The organism is Clostridium intestinale, assembly GCF_035905475.1.
GTDB lineage: Bacteria > Bacillota > Clostridia > Clostridiales > Clostridiaceae > Clostridium_T > Clostridium_T intestinale.
Window position 1 is genome coordinate 1,793,710 of the sequence record NZ_CP121166.1, and the last position, 24,272, is coordinate 1,817,981.

At 27.7% G+C, this 24,272-nt stretch carries 31 protein-coding genes; 1 reads left to right on the forward strand and 30 read right to left on the reverse strand.

The window, feature by feature from the left end; genetic code table 11:
• Positions 1 to 9: 9 nt before the first annotated feature.
• The 26 genes from spoIIIAB to dapF all read right to left on the reverse strand — a co-directional run bounded on the left by spoIIIAB (position 10) and on the right by dapF (position 18,999).
• Complete coding sequence (gene spoIIIAB / locus P8F83_RS09260) at positions 10 to 528, reverse strand: stage III sporulation protein SpoIIIAB (protein WP_326514375.1); 519 nt, start codon at positions 526 to 528, stop codon at positions 10 to 12.
• The gene (gene spoIIIAA / locus P8F83_RS09265; RefSeq protein WP_326514376.1) at positions 525 to 1,430 is read right to left on the reverse strand and encodes a stage III sporulation protein AA; all 906 of its coding nucleotides are present in this window, start codon (positions 1,428 to 1,430) and stop codon (positions 525 to 527) included. The genes spoIIIAB and spoIIIAA overlap by 4 nt, the downstream gene beginning before the upstream one ends.
• 137 nt (positions 1,431 to 1,567) lie before the next feature.
• Positions 1,568 to 1,924 carry a CD1247 N-terminal domain-containing protein gene (locus P8F83_RS09270; RefSeq protein ID WP_326514377.1) on the reverse strand — a complete coding sequence of 119 codons (357 nt, stop codon included), beginning with the start codon at positions 1,922 to 1,924 and terminating at the stop codon, positions 1,568 to 1,570.
• A 56-nt stretch (positions 1,925 to 1,980) separates the two neighbouring features.
• Positions 1,981 to 2,538: an elongation factor P gene (efp, locus tag P8F83_RS09275; RefSeq protein WP_021801442.1), complete on the reverse strand. Its 558-nt coding sequence runs from the start codon at positions 2,536 to 2,538 to the stop codon at positions 1,981 to 1,983.
• A gap of 157 nt (positions 2,539 to 2,695) precedes the next feature.
• Positions 2,696 to 3,085 carry a hypothetical protein gene (locus tag P8F83_RS09280; RefSeq protein WP_326514378.1) on the reverse strand — a complete coding sequence of 130 codons (390 nt, stop codon included), beginning with the start codon at positions 3,083 to 3,085 and terminating at the stop codon, positions 2,696 to 2,698.
• The gene (locus P8F83_RS09285; protein ID WP_326514379.1) at positions 3,078 to 3,485 is read right to left on the reverse strand and encodes a hypothetical protein; all 408 of its coding nucleotides are present in this window, start codon (positions 3,483 to 3,485) and stop codon (positions 3,078 to 3,080) included. Before P8F83_RS09285 ends, P8F83_RS09280 begins: the two co-directional genes overlap by 8 nt.
• On the reverse strand, positions 3,472 to 4,143 hold the full coding sequence (locus P8F83_RS09290; protein ID WP_326514380.1) for a hypothetical protein: 672 nt from the start codon (positions 4,141 to 4,143) through the stop codon (positions 3,472 to 3,474). The genes P8F83_RS09285 and P8F83_RS09290 overlap by 14 nt, the downstream gene beginning before the upstream one ends.
• 5 nt (positions 4,144 to 4,148) lie before the next feature.
• Positions 4,149 to 4,577 (reverse strand): hypothetical protein, encoded by a 429-nt coding sequence (locus tag P8F83_RS09295; protein WP_034855897.1) that lies wholly within the window; start codon positions 4,575 to 4,577, stop codon positions 4,149 to 4,151.
• Entirely contained in the window at positions 4,555 to 4,992 is a 438-nt protein-coding gene (locus P8F83_RS09300) for a type II secretion system protein (RefSeq protein ID WP_326514381.1), read from the reverse strand. Before P8F83_RS09300 ends, P8F83_RS09295 begins: the two co-directional genes overlap by 23 nt.
• On the reverse strand, positions 4,989 to 5,435 hold the full coding sequence (locus P8F83_RS09305; protein WP_326514382.1) for a hypothetical protein: 447 nt from the start codon (positions 5,433 to 5,435) through the stop codon (positions 4,989 to 4,991). Before P8F83_RS09305 ends, P8F83_RS09300 begins: the two co-directional genes overlap by 4 nt.
• Complete coding sequence (locus P8F83_RS09310) at positions 5,425 to 5,850, reverse strand: type II secretion system protein (RefSeq protein ID WP_326514383.1); 426 nt, start codon at positions 5,848 to 5,850, stop codon at positions 5,425 to 5,427. Before P8F83_RS09310 ends, P8F83_RS09305 begins: the two co-directional genes overlap by 11 nt.
• Positions 5,847 to 6,047, reverse strand: a complete 201-nt coding sequence (locus tag P8F83_RS23575) for a type II secretion system F family protein (RefSeq protein WP_420022619.1) — start codon at positions 6,045 to 6,047, stop codon at positions 5,847 to 5,849. The genes P8F83_RS09310 and P8F83_RS23575 overlap by 4 nt, the downstream gene beginning before the upstream one ends.
• Positions 6,048 to 6,174: 127 nt before the next feature.
• Complete coding sequence (locus P8F83_RS09315) at positions 6,175 to 6,369, reverse strand: hypothetical protein (protein WP_326514384.1); 195 nt, start codon at positions 6,367 to 6,369, stop codon at positions 6,175 to 6,177.
• 18 nt (positions 6,370 to 6,387) lie between these two features.
• Positions 6,388 to 7,467, reverse strand: coding sequence for a serine/threonine-protein kinase (locus tag P8F83_RS09320; protein WP_326514385.1), 1,080 nt, complete (start codon positions 7,465 to 7,467; stop codon positions 6,388 to 6,390).
• Between the two features lie 9 nt (positions 7,468 to 7,476).
• Positions 7,477 to 7,950 carry a hypothetical protein gene (locus P8F83_RS09325; RefSeq protein WP_326514386.1) on the reverse strand — a complete coding sequence of 158 codons (474 nt, stop codon included), beginning with the start codon at positions 7,948 to 7,950 and terminating at the stop codon, positions 7,477 to 7,479.
• Positions 7,951 to 8,108: 158 nt separating this feature from the next.
• Positions 8,109 to 8,960, reverse strand: coding sequence for a P63C domain-containing protein (locus tag P8F83_RS09330; protein ID WP_326514387.1), 852 nt, complete (start codon positions 8,958 to 8,960; stop codon positions 8,109 to 8,111).
• Between the two features lie 53 nt (positions 8,961 to 9,013).
• On the reverse strand, positions 9,014 to 10,066 hold the full coding sequence (locus P8F83_RS09335; RefSeq protein WP_326514388.1) for a ComEC/Rec2 family competence protein: 1,053 nt from the start codon (positions 10,064 to 10,066) through the stop codon (positions 9,014 to 9,016).
• Entirely contained in the window at positions 10,059 to 10,232 is a 174-nt protein-coding gene (locus tag P8F83_RS09340; RefSeq protein ID WP_326514389.1) for a hypothetical protein, read from the reverse strand. Before P8F83_RS09340 ends, P8F83_RS09335 begins: the two co-directional genes overlap by 8 nt.
• A complete protein-coding gene (locus tag P8F83_RS09345; RefSeq protein ID WP_326514390.1) occupies positions 10,219 to 11,103 on the reverse strand; it encodes a hypothetical protein in 885 nt (294 codons plus the stop codon). Before P8F83_RS09345 ends, P8F83_RS09340 begins: the two co-directional genes overlap by 14 nt.
• Before the next feature lie 70 nt (positions 11,104 to 11,173).
• Positions 11,174 to 11,548 (reverse strand): DUF6262 family protein, encoded by a 375-nt coding sequence (locus P8F83_RS09350; protein ID WP_326514391.1) that lies wholly within the window; start codon positions 11,546 to 11,548, stop codon positions 11,174 to 11,176.
• 2 nt (positions 11,549 to 11,550) lie between these two features.
• A complete protein-coding gene (locus P8F83_RS09355; RefSeq protein WP_326514392.1) occupies positions 11,551 to 13,527 on the reverse strand; it encodes a tyrosine-type recombinase/integrase in 1,977 nt (658 codons plus the stop codon).
• Positions 13,517 to 14,653: a tyrosine-type recombinase/integrase gene (locus P8F83_RS09360; RefSeq protein WP_326514393.1), complete on the reverse strand. Its 1,137-nt coding sequence runs from the start codon at positions 14,651 to 14,653 to the stop codon at positions 13,517 to 13,519. The genes P8F83_RS09355 and P8F83_RS09360 overlap by 11 nt, the downstream gene beginning before the upstream one ends.
• A gap of 159 nt (positions 14,654 to 14,812) precedes the next feature.
• Positions 14,813 to 15,661, reverse strand: a complete 849-nt coding sequence (locus P8F83_RS09365) for a type II secretion system F family protein (RefSeq protein ID WP_326514394.1) — start codon at positions 15,659 to 15,661, stop codon at positions 14,813 to 14,815.
• Positions 15,651 to 17,057 (reverse strand): GspE/PulE family protein, encoded by a 1,407-nt coding sequence (locus P8F83_RS09370; RefSeq protein WP_326514395.1) that lies wholly within the window; start codon positions 17,055 to 17,057, stop codon positions 15,651 to 15,653. The genes P8F83_RS09365 and P8F83_RS09370 overlap by 11 nt, the downstream gene beginning before the upstream one ends.
• Positions 17,058 to 17,130: 73 nt before the next feature.
• Positions 17,131 to 18,171 (reverse strand): hypothetical protein, encoded by a 1,041-nt coding sequence (locus P8F83_RS09375; protein ID WP_326514396.1) that lies wholly within the window; start codon positions 18,169 to 18,171, stop codon positions 17,131 to 17,133.
• 9 nt (positions 18,172 to 18,180) lie between these two features.
• On the reverse strand, positions 18,181 to 18,999 hold the full coding sequence (gene dapF / locus P8F83_RS09380; protein WP_326514397.1) for a diaminopimelate epimerase: 819 nt from the start codon (positions 18,997 to 18,999) through the stop codon (positions 18,181 to 18,183).
• 75 nt (positions 19,000 to 19,074) lie between these two features.
• Here dapF and P8F83_RS09385 point away from each other — a divergent pair, with 75 nt between their 5' ends.
• A complete protein-coding gene (locus P8F83_RS09385; RefSeq protein ID WP_326514398.1) occupies positions 19,075 to 20,784 on the forward strand; it encodes an Rqc2 family fibronectin-binding protein in 1,710 nt (569 codons plus the stop codon).
• Between the two features lie 6 nt (positions 20,785 to 20,790).
• Here the strand turns inward: P8F83_RS09385 and P8F83_RS09390 are convergent, their stop codons facing one another.
• From P8F83_RS09390 to P8F83_RS09405, 4 genes are all read right to left on the reverse strand, one after another.
• Entirely contained in the window at positions 20,791 to 21,141 is a 351-nt protein-coding gene (locus P8F83_RS09390) for a hypothetical protein (protein WP_326514399.1), read from the reverse strand.
• Positions 21,142 to 21,678: 537 nt separating this feature from the next.
• Positions 21,679 to 22,794: a THUMP domain-containing class I SAM-dependent RNA methyltransferase gene (locus tag P8F83_RS09395; RefSeq protein WP_326514400.1), complete on the reverse strand. Its 1,116-nt coding sequence runs from the start codon at positions 22,792 to 22,794 to the stop codon at positions 21,679 to 21,681.
• A gap of 14 nt (positions 22,795 to 22,808) precedes the next feature.
• A complete protein-coding gene (gene pyrR / locus P8F83_RS09400; protein WP_181600722.1) occupies positions 22,809 to 23,345 on the reverse strand; it encodes a bifunctional pyr operon transcriptional regulator/uracil phosphoribosyltransferase PyrR in 537 nt (178 codons plus the stop codon).
• 12 nt (positions 23,346 to 23,357) lie between these two features.
• The gene (locus tag P8F83_RS09405) at positions 23,358 to 24,266 is read right to left on the reverse strand and encodes an RluA family pseudouridine synthase (RefSeq protein WP_238906529.1); all 909 of its coding nucleotides are present in this window, start codon (positions 24,264 to 24,266) and stop codon (positions 23,358 to 23,360) included.
• Positions 24,267 to 24,272: the final 6 nt, after the last annotated feature.

Here is a 24,272-nt window from a genome sequence, read left to right on the forward strand (position 1 = left end):
AATACCCTCCTAAATTAAAAATATTATAACTACAGCACCTAAACATGCCCCTAGATATCTGTACATTTTACAATTTTTCTCTTTTAATTCTCTAGCTTCCTCTATATGATTTTTTAAATTGCTTAAAGTTAAGCTAAATATCTGTTCCTGCCCATATGTCCCAGACTCCCCTAATGACTTTGAGAAATCAATTATTAAATCTAGATCTTCATTTTTTAAATAGAGCTTATCTTTATACTTGTTTATACTGTCTTTAAATGCTCCATATACATCATCAGTAAAATTATTAGTTAATAGCTCAGATATATGCTTAAAAAATTCTTTCCATATCCCCTCAACCTTTTCTGTTAGAAATTCAAATACTTCTGGCAGAGGAGTATAGACGTATAATATTTGATTTTGCATTAACACTAATGATTTTTCCAAAGTTCTTAAATGTGTATATCTCTTTATGAAGCTTTCACCTAAGCTGAATCCTAAATATGTTGAGCATATAAATATTCCTAGAAAAAGAATTCCTTTAATCACGCTCTTCCCTCCCCCAATTCTTTTATCTGTTCAATGGTTCCAGGTCCCTTATTATTACTAAGTACTACAACTCTTTTTATAACCCTATTTATCAAGAGATCTTTGAATATCTCTCTGTTATATAAATCCTTTATTCCATATCCATGTATAGATGTTATAATATTAACTCCTGAACTAAATGCCTTTATAAGTGCATCTACATCCTTACTTGTACCTATTTCATCACAGATTATGACTTCTGGGGACATACTCCTTATTGCCATAAACATTCCTTCACTTTTTATACAATTGTCAAATACATCTGTTCTAATTCCTAAATCCATTTGCGGTATACCCTTAAAACATGCCCCAATTTCACTTCGTTCATCTATAACAGATATTTTTTTACCTTTAAATCCTCTAGAACTTATTCCATTTGATAAAGTCCTAGTTATGTCTCTTAAAAGGGTAGTCTTCCCACACTTAGGTGGAGAAATTATTATAGTATTAATAACATTATTTTTACTTGTTATATATGGAATAACTGAATCTGCTGCTCCCAATATTTCTTTAGTAACTCTGATATTTAAAGATGAAATATTTCTTATGGTTTTTACTTTTTCTTTTTCTATAACCCATTCACCTGTTAATCCAATTCTATGTCCACCCTTTATAGTTATAAAACCTTGCCTTATGTCTTCTTCAAAAGCATACATAGAATATTTAGATACTCTCTGTGTGATTGTTTTTAAATCTTCGTATCTACAGATATAATCAATAACTTTTTCTCCTACATTGGTTTCAAGTATTAGAGGTAATCCAACCTTAATTCTAAGTTCCTGCAAAATATTCATATCAATTTGCCTTATTTTATTTAATATAGTCTCTGGTAATATCTCTATTATTGAATTATATCTATCCATAACATCACCTCCACTTACAATAAATTCTATTTATGTTTTTCCAAAAATATAACTACATAAATAAAATATGTAAAATAAAATTGCATAAAAAAAAGAATGCCACTCCTATTTAAATATAGTCATGTGACATTCTTTTTTTATTCTATGCTTTCTCCACAAAATGGACAAGGAATTATTTCGTTATTCACTAAAGCACTTTTTTCTATAAATATTGGCTTATTACAATTACTACAAGTTACTTCTTCAAAACCTTCATCAAAACCTTCTAGATCCTCTAAACTTACTTCTTCAAATAAATCATCTTGAATTTCAGATAAATCACTATTTAAAAACTCTACGTTCTCTTGTAAAGTTTCTATATTTACTTCAATTTCTTCTAATCTATTATTAAACCCTTTTAATATATTAGAAAATGAATCTAAGATTTTTTTATCAGTTTCAGGAATAGCCTTAAGTAGTAATTCTAAATTTTCAAGTTCATCTCTAAAATTCATAATTACACTTCCTCACTTATAATAAAAGGGCTAAGTCTTATGACTTAGCGCTAATATTATACTCTTTCCATGTAGTCCCCAGTTCTAGTGTCAACTCTTATAACATCACCTTCATTAACAAACATAGGTACATTTACTACAGCTCCAGTTTCTACAGTTGCTGGTTTTAATGCATTTGTACTTGTATTACCTTTTACTCCTGGCTCAGTTTGAGTTACTAATAATTCAACAAAGTTAGGTGCTTCAACAGAGAAAGCCTCTCCCTTATAGAATTTAATAATTGCAAACATATTTTCTTTCAAGTACTTTATTGCTTCTTCAACTTTTTCAAAGTTAAGTGGAATTTGCTCAAAAGTTTCTTGATCCATGAAGTAATATAATTCTCCATCAGAGTACAAATATTGCATTTCTTTTCTTTCTATAACAGCTTCTTGGAATTTTTCAGTTGGGTTAAATGTTCTGTCTACAACTCCGCCTGCAATTACATTTCTCAATTTTGTTCTAACAAATGCAGCTCCTTTACCTGGTTTAACATGTAAAAAGTCTAAAACAGTAAACACTTGTCCATCAAATTCAAAAGTAGCGCCTTTTCTTAAATCACTAGCTGATATCATTAAGTTTCCCTCCAAAATGTATTAATTCATTATATATTATAACCCCTTATAAATAAATCATACTAATTAAATTACCTAGATAAGGGTTATTTATTATATTTAAACAACAATGATATTTTATCAAAACTCTTGTTTGAATGCAATTCTTTTAAGCAATTTATTCATTTTTATGAAGATTTCTGTATTCTACATAAGAATTAAATACTATTACTCCATTCCACTTCCAATTCTCTTGATATTTTTCTATTGATATATTCTCCACTCCATTAATAAATTTGTTTGAGTTTATCTCTTTTATTAATTCTTCAAGCTCTTTCTTTTCTCCTGTTAATGTGGTGGATACTTTAATAATATCTTCTTTAAACTCTTCTTTTTCTATAATTAGATTATCTATTTTATCTAAAGACTCTTTGACATTCTCATAACTTATAGGAATATTGACTTTATTAGGTATATCTTTAGGGGGCGCTTTATAATTAATAGCCATTATATTTCCTATAGAAAAGATTATTAAAAAAGTAAGTTTAACCAGAACTTTTTTATTCATTTAACACACCCTTTATTTCATCAAAATCTTCCCCGTGATTTACAGATTCAATTTTTATCTTCTTATTTTTATATAATTCCTGAAACATCTTATCATTAATATCTAGTTTTGAAGTTTTTATAATAAAATTGTAATTATTAATCTTAATTTCGCTATTTAGTTCACTAGCTTTATCCATCAATATTTTTATTTTATCAAGTGGTATTAATTCACCTTTTACATTAGTAGTTATGTTTTCTTCTTTATTAAAAACTTGAGTTTTAATATTAGAAACTGCTACGGGAATGAGTAATAAATTTATAAGCAGTAATAATTTTATAATTTTCTTAACCCTAAATTCACTTTTTACTTTCTCCTTATCCTCATAATCTAAAGGTATGAAATTTTTAAACTTCCTCACTTCTAACTTCCACCTCTTCCATAGCTAAAACTTTATCTAAATAACCTTTTTCAAGATTACCGAATTTAAATTCTATTTTATCTTCTTTTTCTTTTAACATTTTTGTCTTTGATAACTTTATATAATTATTAAGCTCTCTAAACTCATTTAGATTAATATTTTTACTATAAACCAACTCATCTTCATCTATAGCTAATAAAAACAATCTCCCAAAATCCGAGTGTATAATTATTTTTTTATTATTCTTTTCCTTAGGTGCATAGGGTTTAAATAATATATTTTTCTTTGGTGAATATTTCTTTAAAAGCATAAACTCATATGGTTTTATAGCAATTATCCGTCCACTCTCCATTAACTTATCTAAAACCATAGGTTTATCAATGGAGTATAATATTAAGTCATTGGATTTTTTGTTTTTAATATAATGAAACAATTTATCTTTTGGGTTATAAAAATTTTCATCTATTACCTTTTCAATAGTTTCATTTTTATTTAACATTACTTTAATTACTTCCATTCTTGTATTAATTAAAATAACCTTGAGTTTACCCTTTAATTCCTTTTTGTATTTGTCAAACTCAGTCAAATTAAACTTCCTTTTTTGATTAGAAAAAGTAATGTAATTGTCATCTATAATGATTTCTTTTGAACCTATCATAGTCCTTACACTCCTTCATAATATTTACTTAAGCTTATTATTATCTTTTCATCTTCAAATCGATAATTTAGCCTATTTTTTATTGTTCCTTCTTTTATTTTTCTCTCTATGTATATACAATCTTGGCTATTATCATAATAAATTCTACTTGTACCTAATGTTTCTACTATCCTATTGTTTATAAGATAGTTCTTTAATTCTTCAGTATTGGTTATATTGGTTTTATCTATCTTTTTTATATAATTATTAACTAAAGTTAATTCACTCTCTTCAAAAACCTCTGTAGAATTATATTTATATGGATAGATGTAGCTTTTAGCAGAATTAATTGTCATTATTTTATATATTAAGGTTATAATTATCGATATTGCCACTAAATACACGGGAACTATTAATAAAACATTACCTTTTTTAGATTTTAAAAACTTCTTCATAGATATTTTCCTCAATACTAATTTTTATATAGACTAATTTTTGTTTTTTAACAACTTCAAAATCACTTATCCCTATTATTATCTTATTTACAGTTAGTAGCCTATTGCCCTCATAATAACATACCGCTAAATCTGATCCATTATATAAAGTTATTTTTGATGTTTTATTTCCATTTTCATTTATTGCTATGGTTTTGTTATTTTCAACATCTATATTTTTAAGCTGTCCTTTGTTTAATCTACTTGAAATAGATATTATTCCATTAGTGACCATGTCTTCTTCTATTGATCTTTTAATATAATCTTTTCGAAATTTTACTAGGTTAAAGATTACTCCTATCATCAATGTAATTAATACAGTTCCTATGGAAATATACACAATAACCTCAATTAATGTAAAACCTTTTTTCTTCATAGCTCCAAGTTCTCCGATATATAAACTAACTCTTTTAATCCTAAGTCATTAGAGTTTTCCCCTTTTAATGTAATTTCTAAAGAAATTACATCTGAATCATTATGTGCATCCACTTGTACAAACTTTTTCTCATTTATTAAATTATTATCCAAAAGATCTTTAATATTATTTTCCTTCATTTTATCTAAAATCAAGTTTTCTTCATTTATATAAAAAATACTACTTTCCCCTATTTTGTCTTTCATTTCATTGTATTTAGAGTTATATCTAAGTTCTCCTACTACGCTCTTAAAAATCACTGTATTTTTTCTTACATCATTTCTAAGTTTATACATCTTATTAGCTTTAATCATGGCTTCAAAGGATATTACTATAACTATTGCTATTATTGCTATTACTACAGGTATTTCAATTAATACATTTCCTTTCTTTTTACTTAACATTTAATGTTTCACTTCCTACTGTGATGGATATTCCCGCTACATTTTCACCTTCATACTTTAGATATATTGTAGTTGAAATATCTATTTCACCTTTACTATTTATTTTAAAAGTTTTCTTTGAATTACTTGTGTAATATTCATAACCTTTAGGCAACTCGTAAGTTCTACTAAAGCCGCTAGCATAAATATAGATTTTTTTCTTATCTATAACTCCATTTAGGTAAGTTTCATTATATTTACTATAAAGCTTACCATAACAAAGTATATCCTCAGTTAAATATACTACAGTCTGTGCTTCTTGCTCTTTAGATATTTTCATCATAGGTTTAATTATAGTCATAGTAGTTGCTGCAAAAACACTCAAAATAGCCAAAGCACATATTATCTCAATTAATGTAAAACCTTTTTTTCTCATATTTTTATCCCTTGATATAAAGGCATAAGAAATGTCAGCACTATTCCTACAATAAGAAAACTAATTATCACTATAAAGGTTGGTTGTATTGCTCCTGATATTTTTTTAGTTTTTTGCACTAAATTTTCCTCTGATTTTATCATTGCTCTATTTATGTTCTCACTAAGTTTTCCTATCTCTTCCCCAATACAATGTATATAGTGTCTAACTCACATAAACTCATTATTTATGCCATTATCAACATAGACTACATATAATTATTGTAGTATTTTAACCCATAATAAAAAGACGTTAAATCATAACGTCTTTTTATTATACTTATTACTATCTTACAAACTTACATTCATCAATAACCTTAATTCTTTGGTATCCATTTCCTAATTCTTCAACAGTAGAGTTGTTTCTTATATCTACAACTTTAGCCTGTATCATTCTTTCGTGGTATGACATATTACGAAATGGATTCGCTAAGTCTTGTCTTGACAAACTTTTCTTTGAAGAAGCAATCTTCTTTTTCAAGTCATCCACCGTCCTTTACTATTTAAGTTCTTTTATAAAATCTTCTATCTTTTTGAATACTCTATCGTTTTCTATACTAGTAATATTCCATTTTGTAACTCTATTTGTAACATTATCGCTAAGTCTTATCTTTTTTCCAATAACCTTACTACTATTATTACCTAAATCAACTACTTCTATAACATTCTTGTGTGTCTTGGCACTGTTAACTATAGACCATTCCATCGAATGTTTGTTTGTATCTTCATTATAATACCAATCTAAATTTTTATCAATAGTTGATATTTCATTAATCATATCTAGTATAGTATCATATCTCTCATCCACATTTACAGACATGGCTTTATTTATTATTCTTTTTAACTTTAAAGGAATATGCGGTAAATAGTGTTTTCTATTAGGAAACTTTCCTTTTTCAATAGATTCTTGAAGTTTTCCTTTAGTTAGCCAATAATTGAATTGTTCTTCATATTCCATATTCCCATTGCACATTCTGTACATAGTTATCCCAGCTTGATATATATCTGCTTTACTTGTGTAATCTGAATATTTGAAACCTTCTGGCGGTTGATGCGGAGTATATATTTTATTAGGTCTTATAAACCCATATAAATCAGTATATTTAGCAAGTCCAAAATCTGTTACAACGGCTTTATTATTATTATCGATTAATATGTTTGTGGGTTTAATATCAAAATGTATTAATGATTTAGTATGAATATAATGTATACCTAATAAAAATTCAAGTGAATATTTTATTATTTCTCTTACTGATAAATATCTTTTGTTTATCAGACTATTTAGTGAACCATTTTTACAAAGGGGCATAGAAAAATATATCGAATCTTCATCTTCACTTGCATATTGAATTTCCATAACATGAGGATGTTTACATTCATACATTATTCTTGATTCAGTATAAAAATTACTTTCATCTATACTTTCATAGTCTTCTACAATTGATTTCTTCTCAATTTTTTTAACCACTAAATTTGCCTTTAATTGTGGGTCAAAAGCTTCAAAAACCTTTGAATTCAAACCTTCACTACCAATTTCTTTTCCCAAATCAAAATTTAAAGTTGTTCTACAAAGTCCCATAATATCACCCTAGATAGACATACATGCAACCGCAAATATGATGCTTTCCCTTTCTTCTTTACTATACTTGCTCCATTCATATATTTCACAAAAATTTTCTCCATTAATGTAATTAGTTATTTGTAGTACATCTTCATCTAAAATTGAAGCCACTGTTGATTTTATACCAGTAAAGTATTTTTCAATACAACTATTAGATATTAATTCCTGTATAACACCCTCAATGTGAATCCTCTCAACGTCTGGTTTTACTAAATTTTCTATTGTTCTAATTCCGGCCTTTTTTATATTATACTCAAGTATTATTGAATATAAGCAGTTTCTTATAAAACTCAATCTATCAGGTATGTCTAGAGATTTAGGAACAACTATTTTAGAGGTTGTAACTATATCAAAAGTATCCTCATCATCGTTATCATTAATAATTGTATAATACACATAACTTGGAGTTGTTCTAATTCCTATAACAAAATTATTTTCCATGCAAAAATCCCCCTGTCTTACAAATACTTGTCCTATTGTACCACATATTGTAATATAATAAAAGTATTTGTAAAAATTAAAGAATTAGTGTATGTATCTAATATATACAAACAGAAAGAGAGTAGTTTCCTACTCCCAAATATGCACCTTTATTTATTTTATATATCTATTTCCGTATTAAATTTACTACTGGCCAAAAGTTTTAGTTCTTTCATATCCTCGCACAACTTGGCCATACCAATGATTTGCCAAATATGCTGCGTTAATTCCTTAAGTCCATATTCATCATTTAGCCATTGAAAGTATTTTTTATGACTATTATATTTAGGGGGTTTATTTTCTCTTAAGTATTTAGCTATATCTTCATCTAATAAATTGTAAATAAGTTGATTAACATATTTACCCCAATACTTAGGTCTTTTCTTTAAACTTCCTTTCCAGTTGGTAAGTCGTCCAAACTCATACCACAACTCATCTGGAAATGTTTTTTCCCATTCTTTTGCCTTGTCATCGCCAACCAAGAAATATTTCATTTTCAGCTGTAATTCCTTTGAATTTCTTTCAGCCTGATATCCTGTAGCTTCATCTATTAATGCAATAATACCTATTTTAGCAGTGGCCAAAACGAATTTATTTGCATTCTTAACCATTTCCTGTTGAGCTTCTGATAATTTTTCATTGTTTAAGTTTGCTGTAATAAAAGCACTACATACATCCATAAAATCTTCTGAACTATATCCCTTTTCCATTTTCCCATCAAACTCAAATTCCAAAACTCCTTGAGGAGTTCTATCATGGTTCTTATCAGTTAACGGTTTTAATCTATCAGGTAGATATTTAACTATATTTGATGATGCTAGATAATTACCAAACTTCCCATGTTCTTTATCTCTTAAGGCTTTTGTTAAGTTAGACAATCTAAATACCCTTTGTCCATTATCAAGCACATAACAAGGTAAGTCATTGAATATTTCTAACACTCCTGATTTTATGACTTTTGGTGTTTTCATTAGTTTATTTATCCTTTCATTTTATCTTAAAGAATTATTAGATTTACTAAATCTTATATGCTCCTTGATACTCTAGTTGCATTACCAGCTATGTATGGAGTATATTCACTATTTATAACATCAATTTTTATTTTTAAAATACCATATTCATTTTCATCAAGAGATTTTATATGTACATTTTTATATTTTTCATAATTATTGTTATTATTTGATAATACCTTCGAATCTATAATTGTACTGGTTGTTGAAAACACTTCTTTGGTAATGTCAATATAACTCAATAATAATTCACTTTCTGGAAGCTTGTTTGAATACATTGTGGTGCAGGCAATATCTGCTTGTCCCATACCATTTAATTTTTCAATAAGTATTGAAGATGTTGATGAGGTATGATGAGGTATTTTTACAAAATTTAAGTACTTAGGAAAATTTTTAAATGATTTTATACTCATATTAGGCACATCTCCACCTAAAAAAATATTAACTCCATTAATTGATATAAGTAATGATGTAGAAAATTTATTCCAATCTATATTATCTTCACTCTGCATAAGAGAAATATTATCATACGGTCCAAAAAAATCTATAGTCATTTGTTGAATATCTTCACTTTTGCCAATATTAAGAATTTGCAATTGACTTTCTCCACTTAAAGTTTGTAATCTTCCTCTATTTTGCACATGTTTTCCGTAATTCATCTCTTTTATACATTCAATAACTTTTTGTGTTTCAGAAGATAAATTCTTGTTCATATAAAATACATTAGGCATAGCAATTAACGTTTCTTCATTACAATAATTTTTTATAATGTCATCCATTCCTTTAGTATGGTCATCGTGGGGATGTGTCCAACATAATAAATCCAATTTTTTATTTTTTTCATTTTTTTCAGCTAAAATACTTTTAAGTATTTCAGTTGTTATATTAACATCTTTCTTACAATAACTATCAATTACCCCTACATAATATAATCTATCGTTCGGTTTTAAACTATCTACAGTTATTATTATGCTTTCTCCTTGTTCCATATATCCAATTATATATATTGTTAAATATAGATTCTCAATATTTTCGTCAGGGTAATTTATCGTTTTATCATCACTCATTTATTTTAATATTTTCAACTCTTTTTAGAGATTTTTTCTTATTATCTATCTTATGTGTAACAAAATTTGTTTCTAAATCAACCGAACTAAAATTATATTTTGATTTACGTTCTTTTACTATATTGTTAGTATCAATATTGGTTTTCTCAAAACTATATTTCTTCATTCTTATTCAATCCTCCAATTATTTTTTTTGATTCTCCCTCAATCATATCTCTTAAAAATGATGAACTAGTGTTTAATTTAAATATTTCAAAAAGTCCCGAATTTATATTCTTTATTTTTGATTCAATATCATCAAAGTATTCTTTATTTTCTTGTTCAAAAACTTCTAAAATAATAGTTCCTTGAATATCTAGAGTAATTTCATAGCATTGTTTTTCTTTAACAGAGCCATCTTTTTTTAAAAACTTTGTTTTTCCTTTTTGTATCTTTCTAGTAACAACATAAAGTATTTCATTCCATCTAAAAAGTTCTGAGGATTTACTAAATAATAAATTTACATTTTTATTTTTATCGATTCTATTTATTTCAAGTGGAGAATTATTGAACACTCTAGTTTCAAAACACTCTAATATATTATTTGTATTATTTACAATAACTCCATTATTCTTTTTCAATGTTACTTTTTCAAATATAACAAAGTTATTTAATTTTCGAATTGTTTTTATTAATTCTGAAAATATTTCTATATTGCTTGTTAACTTATGAGCAGCTTCATAGTCTAAATAAATATATGTGAAACTTCTTGTAACAACAATTCTAGAAGTATTCTTGTTTTTAACAAATCTAACAACTGGTTCATTAAGCGACTCATTATATGCTTCTAATTCCCCCATAACCACAACATCTTTTGGTGAAAGAACATCTTTTTCAGCTACAAACCCTTTTTGCGTTAATAATGTGTTAAAATCTTCTATGAATGCATCAAAGGACAAGAGTCCTTTATATGTTATTTTTAATACTACATAATTTAATATATTAGATTTAATCTTATAATCTTCAAAATGTGCCTTATTATTGTTTTCTAATTTCAAATTATTCACTCCAATCTTCTTTAACAATATTATAAATGTTTTTTCAATAGTTATCTATAAAAAGACTATTTTAAATTTTCTCGTACAATTTTCCTCTAAGAACTTCCAATTGTTCTTTCAATTTTTTATTTTCATTTTCAAGTTCTTTTATCTTTTTATCTTTGGCCATAATAATAATATCTTTGGCCTTGGAAGTTTTATCATATTTAGCTCTTTGGTTCATATCTCTACTAACTTGCTTCTGTCTAAAAGCTTCAATTCTATTTTTTATTTCACTATTATTATATAAAAAAGTTTTAGACACTCCACTAGTTTGAGAAACGCTATTAAAGTTTATTTTATCTCCATTAAGGGAGAGTTCCCTAATGGCTTTATCTACTTTCTCTAATGTTAATTTTGTTTTTTCTTCTGCATATTTCTTTAATCCTTTAGTGTTTCCAGCCATTATTAAAATCCCTCCCTTGATTCACCATTCTTATGTACTAGTTTATGTTCTTTTACCTTATTTAATGTTTCTTCTAGTATATTTAGATATTGTCTATTTTTCTCAGCCCATAATTCTCGGCCACATCTTTCACTAATATCAATCTGTTTTCTAACACTCTCTATTTCTTCTTCATATTCAGGTATATTTTCAATTGTTGTACAGAAACTTGCACAAGTTAAGCAATGATTCATTTGTTGCTTACAAGGTAGCTTAGACGGTTTAAAACATACTCCAAAAGGTACTTTAACGGCATCTAAATTCTTTTTAACATATTCATATCTAACAAGATTCTCACCACTCTCTGAACCTAAATCTATTGCTTCAAATTCATTAGTTTCAATATTTACCTTAAACAACTCTAAATCTTCTGTTGCCTTCCATTTTTCATAAAGAGTATTTTCACTAACATTTGCATAATGAGCAGTCATTTGAAGGCTCTGATGTCCTAAAATTTGCTGAATTATACTTATGTTCATACCTTGTTCTACGTATTCTTTAGCTCTTGTATGTCTTAATGCATGTGGTTTAAAATGATATAATTCACCAGTAACATCTCTAATATCTTTTGCTTTAATAAGCTTATCAACAGTATAAACAAATCCAGATTTATGAATTGGATTTCCTTTATTCCTTCCGCTATAGCAATTAAACAAATATTTATTCTGATTATTATCCTCATTACTCTGTTCTTTAGCTTCCTTCATACATTGTTGAACCATTTCAGCAACTTGGTCTCTTATCGGTATCTTAAGCTCTGCTATGCCCGTCTTGGTTATCTCACCACAAAGATAATAGTTGTATTTTTGTTCTTTGCTGTTCCATATCTGTTCTATACAATTATCATATCTAAGATTCAATATATCGGTTCCACGCCATCCAGTTTCACGAAGTAAAATATAAACTGGTATCCATTGCGGGTTATCCAATTCCATAATGTTGCTATCCAACTGTTTTAATATTGGTTCTGGAATAAACTTGACTCCTTTAAACGCATTTTGCCTATAATTTCTTTTAGGGATATCGTCTTTAAATATTAGTAATCCCACTTCTTTTTTAGGTGCTTTATCATATTGAGCAATTCGGATATACTCTAAAAATGTTCTTATATTTGTTATATAAAGAGTAGTACCATGTCTATTTCTACCTTTTCTATCATTCATTAATTGAACAAGATATTTCTCTATGTCATTTCTACTTAAATTTTCAATGAAACCATCTTTATACTTTCTTGAGTAAAATGACTCAAAGAAATATCTTAAATGTATTAATATATCCGAACATGTTCCAAAAGACTTTTTCGTTATAATTGTTCTAAAATATCTTTTTACAGTCTCTCTATAATATTCTGATATTCCCATAAAATTTAATCTAGTAGTCTTTGCATTTTGTGTTGCCCTTATTGTTACTCCCTTAATATTTTTGGCATACCATATGTCTTTTTCTGTTTCTTCTCTATCATCATAAAAAGCTATGATAAACTTTATAACTAATAATAGACTAAAAACATTTAAACTTTTATCTTGTTTCTTTTGTACTTTAATCCCAACTTGTATTAAATAGAATTTCCATTTCTTATAAACTTCATCGTAAGAAACATTATTAAAACTATTTACATTAAAGTAATATTGATTGAGAAAATCACTAAAATGTTTAAATACAGCCCCTAAACAAGTTATAGTTCTATTACTCATCTTTTTATTTTTAAAATTATATAAAATATAATATTTCAATTCATTCTTTAAGAAAATATTATGGAAATTTATAAAATTAATATGTCTTGTATTATGAACAGTCTCCCCCATGAATTTTTCTTCTGTTACATCCCATATGTCATTATTTAACCAATAACTATCATCTTGTTTTAAATAATTAACTATTTCCTCATATTTATTTAACTGGCCATTCATTAACTTATATATATTATTACTAATCTTCATTGTCATTCTCCTTAGCTGTAATATTTAAATCTAAATTTGTCTTAGTCTTATTAAATTCTATCGCTATGTCCTCATCACTTGGATGTATATATGTATTTAAAGTAGTATATATATTTTTATGGCCAGCTCTTATTCTTAATAATTCAGGTTTCCATCCTGCCATCCTAAGAACAGTTAAAGAACTATGTCTAAACATATGAGGGGTTACGTATATTCCAGACTTTCTTTCAAGCATTCTAAATAAATTATCAACATCAGTATAATTCATTGCCTTATTTCTGTTTTGGCCACTAATTTTAATAAAAATATGGTTAGTTTCTACTTCATCATTATGATATTCAGCTATATACTTCATAAATAAGTCGGCCAAATTTTGAGATATATCTATTCTTCTAGGACTTGATACTGTTTTTATCTCTGCATTATTTTCAAGTTGGCCTCGGTCTTTAAGGTCTATAATCATATCACTTATATCAAAATCTTCAATCCATAATGACAAGGCTTCACCTATGCGGATACCAGTTTCATACAGCAGTAATAATAAAAACTTGTCCCTTAAATTATTGCAATTAATAATAAGCATCTGCACTTCTTTTTTAGTTAATGTTTTTGGCCGACTCTTAGGCACCTTTAATTTTAGGATATTACTTGTGGCCAGACTTTTTTCATAAGCTATTCCATATAAAAAACCTTTAAAATTTCCATTTGGAATGGATACTATCTTTTTTAATCTTTCAGAAATCTTATTACTATATTCTTCATGTCTTAAAAGATAATCATAAAATGATAACACCGTGTTTACAATTGCATTAATTGTTTTAGGACTTCTTGCCATATCTACATGATGAGTTGGTATCACCTTTAAGCTTTTATAGGGATTTTGAAGCCAATTCACAAACAATGATAGGTCATCTATATTAATCTTTTTAAAATCTATCTTACGTTCTTCTAAATACTCAAAATACAATTTCAAATGTTGACAATACATTCTTAAAGTGTTTCTTGAGTATTTAGTGTTATCTTTAAATCTTATGAATTTTAGTACTGGTTCTATGGGTAGTCCATAGCTATCAGCAACATAATATCTCTCTTTATTCTCATCGGTTCTTACTTTTACTACTTCCATTATATACTTCTACTTTCTATATTTACTATTATTTGATTCATTATTATATAGATTACTATAACTACTATAATTAATCAAACTATATATTTAGTAAACATAGTTATTTAAATACATATAAAAATAACATAGACTACTATAAGCACTATGTTATTCATCACACTATATTATGCTAATTACTGCTAAAGTATATTCTGAAAATATTTTTTCTTGTTTTAGTGTAAACTTTAAAGACTTTCCTTTAAGTAACCCATCATTTATTTCTTTTATATGATTTTTAATTAATGGATTTTTAATTTCTTTTGAAAACTTACTAAAAGCCCTTTGTAGATTTATTCCACTCTCAAAAATCATATTGAGCATCATAAGCATAATATACTCTTTATATTGAAAAACAATCTTCAATTTTAGTATGTTTCTAATTGCTAATTCCTTAAAAAAATAAACCACCACAACATAGGGTATAACTATCCCATATATAGCTGTATATAGATAGAAAATAAGAGTATTTTTATCTGCAAATTCTCTAAGATTAAATAGTTTTCCAAGAAGCCATGATGGAACGATTTCCATTGATGCATACATTTCACTGAAACTAGGGACTAACATTATAAATAAAAACACAACCATAATTACAAGCAATAAAAATAATATAATAGGATATGCTAATGAACTTATTATTTGCTTCTTAAATGAATAAAGCTTCTTATAATAATTTGATAATTGTATTAAAACTTTACTTAAGCTTCCTGTTTCCTCTGCTATTGCTACTAATTCATTGCATAACTTTGGCATTGAATCCTCACTCTTAAAGGCTTCTGATATGCTGTGTCCACTTTTTATATTCTCTTTCATCCTATTTATTATTAATTTATTTCTATTACCCTCTATTCCATCTTCAAGTATGTCCATGGCTGTTAATATATTTATGCCACTATCTATCATTTCTGAAATATTAATTAAAATATAACTTAAATTTTCATAGTTTATTTCTTTTCTATTAATCTTCATAAATATCACCATCTACAAATTCTCTAAAGCCGTCAAAATCAATTACTCCTTGTTCCAAATACTCTAGACATTTATTCAAATGTCCTGAATCACTTGAAAAATCATAACTTCCTGATAAATATTTTCTTATCTTTTCTCTGTTTTCACTATTCATTAAAAGTAAATCATAAACCAAAACTCTGCCTGAATACCCTGTATTATTGCAATATTTACATCCATTTTTCTTAAAGTATCTACTATTTTTAAGTTTATATTTTTTTATTAAATCTTCTTCTACATAAAATTCTTCTTTGCATTTATCGCACAATCTTTTTATTAGTCTTTGGGATATTACTCCAATTATAGAATCTACTATTAAATACTCTTCAACTTTCATCTCTTTTAATCTTTTAAATACTTCGTAAGAACTTTTAGTATGAATTGTTGAATACACTTTATGACCTGTAATAGCCGCTCTAACAGCAATTTTAGCTGTTTCTTCATCACGTATCTCTCCAACCATAATAATGTCTGGGTCTTGTCTTAAAATGCTCCTTAAGCCAGAATGAAAGGTAATATCGCCACTATCATTTCTACTTACATTAACTTGATTTATTCCATTAATAAGAACCTCTACAGGATCCTCTATTGTCATAATGTTTAAATCCTTACTATTTTCCTTTTTCAAAATAGAATAAAGCGTCGTAGATTTTCCAGACCCAGTGGGCCCATTTATTAAAATCATGCCGCTATTCATAGAAATTAATTTATTTATATATTCTAAGTCCCCTTTATCGAAACTCAAAGATTCAAGATTTTTATCATCTTCATTGTTGTACATTATTCTTATAACTATCTTTTCCCCATAATAAGTAGGCAAGGATGATATCCTTAAATCTAAAAAATTTTCGTTATAATTATATACCATCTTTCCATCTTGAGCCTTCAGCTTGTCAGCTATGTCCATATTACCTTTAACTTTAATTCTTGAAACTACTGCCTCATATTCTTCACGAGTAATCTTATAACAAAGTATAAGAGACCCATTTAATCGAAACCTAATATTAACCTCTTTCTCAAATGGTTCAAAATGTATATCTGAAGCGTTTTTATCAATAGCATCACTTATTATATTTTCTTCTATGTATTTGTTTCTGTCATGAATTTTAACACCAAAGCCATCATATATGAGCTTGGTTATATTTTCTTTATCAATTTTTACTGGAACAATGGCTTCAGAAAGATTTTGCTCTAAATACCTTATATATTCTTTTTTTATTTCCTCCATACCAACATAAATCTTCCCCTTGAATCTCCCTAGGGGTAAAATCTTATACTTCTGACATATTTCAAAGGGTACTTTATTAAGAAGGGTTATGTCTATTAAATTAAGCGAAATAGATTCAATATTTTTCATAAGATTCACCTCTTAACTATAATACTTGACTATTTTTCACAAAATAAACATAAAAAAAGAAACAAACTTAAATTTAGTTTGTTTCTATAAAGAAATACTTCCCTACTTTTTTAGAAATGATTTTTGTACCCTTATCTACTGTACTATAAACATAAACATCTTCATCTTCTTTAATATTTTCATATCCTATAAACAATATATTCCCATCTTTATCTTTAATCATCCCTCTATCAGGATCTATTTGCCTAGGAAAATCATATATTACTCTTTTTAGTTTACCATCTATAATACTATATATAGAGACACCACTACTTTCTTCTTCCCCTAATATATATATACTTCCTGCTTCTTCAGCTACGGAACTAATATACTTAAATTTATCTGTAATTTTGACTAAGCTTTTATCTTTGAGTGAAAATCTATTTACTTCTTTTTTTCCATTTAAAGAATTGAGCATAAAGTAAATATATTCATCAGTCAATTGAATATATTCTATTATTCCTTTCTTAAGCTCATACAATAAAGTTTCTTCATCTGAGGATATATTATAAGAATATATCCCATTTTTATTTTCCTTATCATTAATTCCATAATAAATAATAGTATTATTATCTTTCCAAAAGTAGTTTTCACCTGATATTAAAGTGTTTATTTCCAAGGGAATATCTTTTTCATTAGAGCTATCAAATATAGAAAACTCAACTTCCTCAGCTTCATTATATTTCTTATACAAAACCTTATTCCCTTTTGGAGACTGTTTAGCACTAGATAAATCGGTGAAATCTTTTAATATATATTCTTTATTATTTATCCCTAAAACCAACTTTTTTTCTTCAGAAATCTCTGAAGCTTTTAAATATGAGTTAGTTTCTTTTCTATAGGATAAAACATATCCGTCTTCATTTTTTGAAAGAACTTCATTTTTATAAATATCGCTAATTAAAGATATCTTTCCATTCCTATCATAAATTACACTTACTTTATTAATTCCTTCATAGTTTTTAAAGGTTATTTCATTCTCAGGTTTATTGTTTTCAACTTGTGTATTTTTACATGAAACAAAAAGAAGGCATGAGGTTATTATAAAAACACATATCAACCTAGCATTCTTCATTTTGTTAGTTTATATATATACCTCTCCATTACAAATAACTTCCGCATTTCCAATCATATATACCCCTTCCGTTTCAATTAATACTTCTAAAACCCCACCTGGAACATGTACCTTAACCTGTTTATTTGTATATCCTTTATCAAAAGCCGCAACGGCCGCAGCACAATTTCCAGTACCACAAGCTAAAGTTGCCCCTGCTCCTCTTTCCCAAGTTCTCACTTTTATATTATCCCTATCAAGTACCTCACAAAAATTAACATTTGTTCCTTCAGGAAAAATTTCATGTTTTTCAATTCCTCTACCTTCCGTTATATCTGTTTCTTCTTCTTCAAATATAACAGTATGTGGAACCCCTAATAACATAGATGTAATATTATATTCTTTATTATTTGCATGTAGTTCAAAATCTTTTAATTTTTCATTTATTTTTACTGGTATTTTATTTGGTTCATAACTAGCTTTACCCATAAAAACCTTTATTTCAGAGATTTCATTTCCAATAAGCTTTATATCCACATCCTTAAATCCATCTCCAGTCATTATTTTCATGTTGCTCTTTTTAACAATTCCTAAATCATATATGTACTTTATGAAGCATCTTAAGCCATTACCACACATAGCTGCATATGAGCCATCAGAATTAATTATAATCATTTCTGAATCAGCTTCCTTGTTATTCCTAACTAAAAGTATTCCATCTGCTCCAATACCAAAATGTCTATGACATACCTTCTTAGCTAGCTCACTTTCTTTCCCTAAAAACGTCTCATTTCTATCATCAATTACAATAAAATCATTTCCATTTCCATGCATCTTATAAAACTTCATTTCTTTACCTCCACCTTGATACAATTATTTTAAACGTGTATACTAAATTTATATGTTTTTTGAAAGGAGACTACAATGGCATTAGATGGTGTTTTTCTACACAATTATATAAATTACTTAAGACCAATTTTATTGAATGCAAAAATAGATAAAATAAATCAACCTGAAAAAGATGAGATAATTTTTACCTTAAGAACTGGAGGAAAAAATAGAAAACTATTAATTTCTTCCTCAAGTAATTATCCTCGTATTCATTTTACTAAAGAATCTAAGGTAAATCCACTAAAAGCCCCAATGTTTTGTATGGTTTTAAGAAAATATTTAACAAATGGTAAAATAAGAGAAATTACTCAATATGAAAATGATCGTATTTTAACCATGCTTATTGAGTCTACAGATGAGCTGGGATTTGATTCAGTTTATAAACTAATAATAGAAATAATGGGTAGACATAGTAATATAACTTTAGTAAGAGATAGAGATAATAAGATTATGGAATCTATTAAACACATAACCTCAGAAATCAATTCCTATAGAGTGCTTTTTCCTGGAATAAGCTACGTTTATCCACCTGAAAGCAATAAACTTAATCCTCTATCATTTACTTATGATGAATTTAATAGTTTCCTAGCCACAAAAGATATAAAGTTTAACTCTAGCTTTTTTAGTAAGACTTTTACTGGTGTTGGTAAAGTTTTAAGTGAAGAACTTTATTCTAATAGTTTAAATAAGAATATGGAGGACGTTTATAATTACTCTCAAAAGTTTTTTAGTGATATTTTAAATCACACTTCCTATACTCTATATAATGAAAATGGTGAATTAAAAGACTTTTATTGCTTAAATTTAAATATTTATAAGGATTTAGATAAGGAAATTTATGAAGATCCATCAGAACTTCTTGAAAATTTCTACAAACAAAAAGATAAACAAGATAGATTAAAAGGTAAAGCTAGCGATATACAAAAGATAATAAATACTAATATAGATAGATGTAATAAGAAGTCTAAAATACTTAATGCTACTATAGAAGATTGCTCTACTAAACAAGATTTTAAAATTAAAGCAGATATTTTAAGTTCCTATATTTATAATATAAAAAAAGGTGATAAAAAAGTCAGCCTATTAAATTTTTATAGTGAATCTGACGATGAATATATAGATATTGAACTTGATGAAAATAAAACTCCATCAGAAAATATTCAATACTATTATAAAAAATATAATAAGTTAAAAAAATCAGAGCAATCTGCTTTTGAACAATTGGAGAAAAATGAAGAAGAGTTTAATTACTTAACCTCTGTTTTGTCTAACTTAAACAATTCAGAAAGCTATGACGATATTGAAGAAATAAAAAATGAATTAATAGAAACAGGTTATATTCGTTTTAAGAAAAGTTCAAAAAAGGATAAAAATAAGGTTTCTAAACCTTTGCATTTTATCTCTAGTGACGGATTCCATATTTATGTTGGAAAAAACAATATTCAAAACGACTATTTAACCTTAAAATTTGCAAATAAAGAAGATATATGGTTTCACACAAAAAATATTCCTGGCTCACATGTAATTATTAAAGGTAGTAACCCTTCTGAAGTTACAATTAAGGAAGCCGCTAATTTAGCTGCATTTTATAGTAAAGGAAAGTTATCTTCTAATATTCCGGTTGACTATACACCTGTTAGGTACATAAAAAAACCTAACGGCTCAAAGCCTGGAATGGTTATATATTCTCAAAATAAAACCATTTATATAAGTCCTTCTGAGCCTAGAATTAATAAAATTTAAGTATTTTTAACTACATCCCTGTAAAAGTGGTTTTTTAAGATATTCAAGAAAAGAAGAATTCAAGAATTCTTCTTTTCTTGCTTTCTTGCTTTCTTGCTTTCTTGCTTTCTTGCTTTCTTGCTTTCTTGCTTTCTTGCTTTCTTGCTTTCTTGCTTTCTTGCTTTCTTGCTTTCTTGCTTTCTTGCTTTCTTGCTTTCTTGCTTTCTTGCTTTCTTGCTTTCTTGCTTTCTTGCTTTCTTGCTTTCTTGCTTTCTTGCTTTCTTGCTTTCTTGCTTTCTTGCTTTCTTGCTTTCTTGCTTTCTTGCTTTCTTGGGGCAGTCTATTTTTTCTGTGACTTATTGTCAATTTTTTTATCAAAAAGTTTACTTTCTTCTTAAAGTTTAAAAGGATTAGACTGGCGCTGAGAATCACGCCTACCGAATAGAAGTGCACTACTTCTCTGTAGAGACTTCTTTTTAAGTCTCGTTAGATTCCTTCTAAGTACGACACAACAACATAATGACATTTTGACATTTTGACATTTTGACATTTTGACATTTTGACATTTTGACATTTTGACATAGGGTAGTCTACTTTTCTTCCTACTCATTATTCATCTTTTATAAAAAAATATTTTTAAACTTCTAAAAGGATTAGATTGAAGCTGAGGAGAGCTTCTACCGATTAGCGGTGCAAGTCTCATTAGATTCATTTTTACCAATATGGATTAGACTGACGCTAAGTTAGGAAAAAGAAGGAATTGAATGGAGCTGAGAAGCGCTCCTACAGAATATAAGTGCGCATCTACCGAATAGAGGTACACTACTTCTCTGTAGTGACTTCTCCTAAGTCTCATTAGATTGCTTTTATGGAAATAGAAAAGTCATTACAAAATAACTTGTAATGACTTCTTAATTAGTTCCTATGATATTGATATAAATAACACTTTATTCTTCCATTGTAAAGTTTTCTATTTTTATTGGCTTTATCTCCAAATTCTCTTTGGAAGTCCTCATATGATGTAAGTACTTCAACCTCTAATGATGGTATCTTTTTCTTTAGCTCTCCTAGCTTTTTGTAGAGAACCTTTATCTCCTCTAATTCACCAATTCTTTCCCCATAAGGAGGATTAGTTATTATAAATGAATAGTCCCGATTTAAAGAAAATTCTTTAAAGTCTTGTCTATGGAAATCTATATTTTCTAAAACTCCAGCTAGTTTTGCATTTTCTCTTGCAGTAGCAAGAAGTCTTCCGTCTATATCATATCCTAATAACTTAATATCTTTATTCTTTATAGATTTTTTAGCTCCATCTCTTACTTGAGTCCAAAGTTCTTTTGGTATATTAGGCCAAGTTTCACTTACAAACTCTCTCTTTATTCCTGGTGCTATATCTCTTGCAATCATTGCTGCTTCTATTAATATTGTACCTGACCCGCAGAAAGGGTCAATCAAGGTTTCCATGCCACTCCATCTAGACAGTAAAACCATAGATGCCGCTAAAGTTTCTTTTAAAGGTGCTTCTCCAGCTCTTTCTCTATAACCTCTCTTATGTAATCCAACTCCAGATGTATCAATAGTTAATGTAGCTACATCCTTAAGGAGAGATATTTCTATTTTATAAACTGGTCCATCTTCACTAAAAACTTCTCTGTTGTATTTTTGCTCCATAGCTTTAATAACAGCTCTTTTAACAATTGATTGACAATCAGGAACAGAAAATAAAGTGGATTTTACAGACTTACCTATAACATGCATCTTACCGTCTTCAGGTATAAAGTCTCCCCACTCAATATTTTTTGTTCCTTGAAATAACTCTTCAAAAGTAGTTGCAGTAAATTCACCCATTTTAATCAAAACTCTTTCAGCAGTTCTCAAATGAATGTTAGCTATTGCAATATCTAATTCATCTCCTTGAAAATGAACTTTCCCATTTTCTAGTTTTAAGTCTTCATATCCTAAAGTTTTTAGCTCTTTAGCTGTTACAGATTCCAGTCCAAAGGCAGTAGTAGCTATTAAATCATAAAACATTATTTAATTCCTTCCTATTTTTCAAATATTTTAACTGACTCTTCATCGTCTATTTCATTTATTCTAACGGCAACTATTTCTGATTTAGAGGTAGGTATGTTTTTTCCTACATAGTCAGCTCTTATGGGTAATTCCTTGTGTCCTCTATCTATTAATACAGCTAATTGTATTGAACTTGGTCTTTCATAATCCATAATAGCGTCTATTGCTGCTCTAGCAGTTCTACAGGTAAATAAAACATCATCTACTATTATTACAGTTTTACCCTTAATTCTAATACCTATGTCATTACTAGCAACTGAAGGCATTTCACTATTCTCAATTAAATCATCTCTATATAAAGTTATATCTACCATTCCAACAGGAACAGTGACTCCTTCTATCTTTTTTATTTGCTCCGAAATTCTTTGTGCTAGAGGATACCCCCTTCTTTTAATTCCTACTAAAACTACATCCTCTACACCTTTATTTTTCTCTATAATCTCGTGAGAAATTCTAACCAAACTTCTTCTAATAGCATTTTCATCTAGTAGTTCAGCTTTTAGCTTCATATCCATCTCTCCCTAACCTCTTAACTTTTCTATTATATTTTTAAAATAGCTTGGCAACTCAGTAGAAAACTCTAGGAATTCTTTTGTGGTTGGATGAACAAATCCTAAAGTTTTAGCATGTAGCATCTGCCCCATTAATTTAAACTTCGATTTTTTATAACCATAAACGGGATCCCCTACTAACGGATGTCCTATGTGGGCCATATGAACTCTAATTTGGTGGGTTCTCCCAGTTTCTAAATTACATTTAACAAGAGTAGTATAATCATAATTTTCTAAAACTTCATAATGAGTTATAGCCTCTCTACCTTCTTTAACTATAGCCATTTTTATTCTATCTTTTGGGTCTCTTCCTAACTTTTCATTTATAGTTCCAATATCATTTTTTACTCTTCCTTCAACTAAAGCATAATATTCTCTTTTCATAGAATGATCTTTTAGTTGAGCAGCTAAAAAATTATGGCTATTATCATTTTTTGCAACTACCAATATCCCTGAGGTATCTTTATCTATCCTATGAACTATCCCTGGTCTAATGACTCCATTAATACCTGATAAATCTTTACAATGATAAAGTAATGCATTTACTAATGTTCCTGTATAATTACCTGGTGCTGGATGCACTACCATCCCTTGAGGTTTATTTACTACAATAACATCATGATCTTCGTAAACTATATCTAATTTTATATCCTCTGCTTTAACCTCAAGCTCAAGAGGTTCAGGTAAGTTTACTTCTATAATATCATTAAGCTTTAATTTGTAATTACTTTTTATTAACTTATCATTCACTTTTATATTATCATTATCTATTAATCCTTGAATAAAACTTCTAGACTTATTTTCGATAACTTCTGATAGATATTTGTCTATTCTTTTATTAACTTCTTCAGAAGTTATCTTAAATATTAACTCTTCCATTAAAAT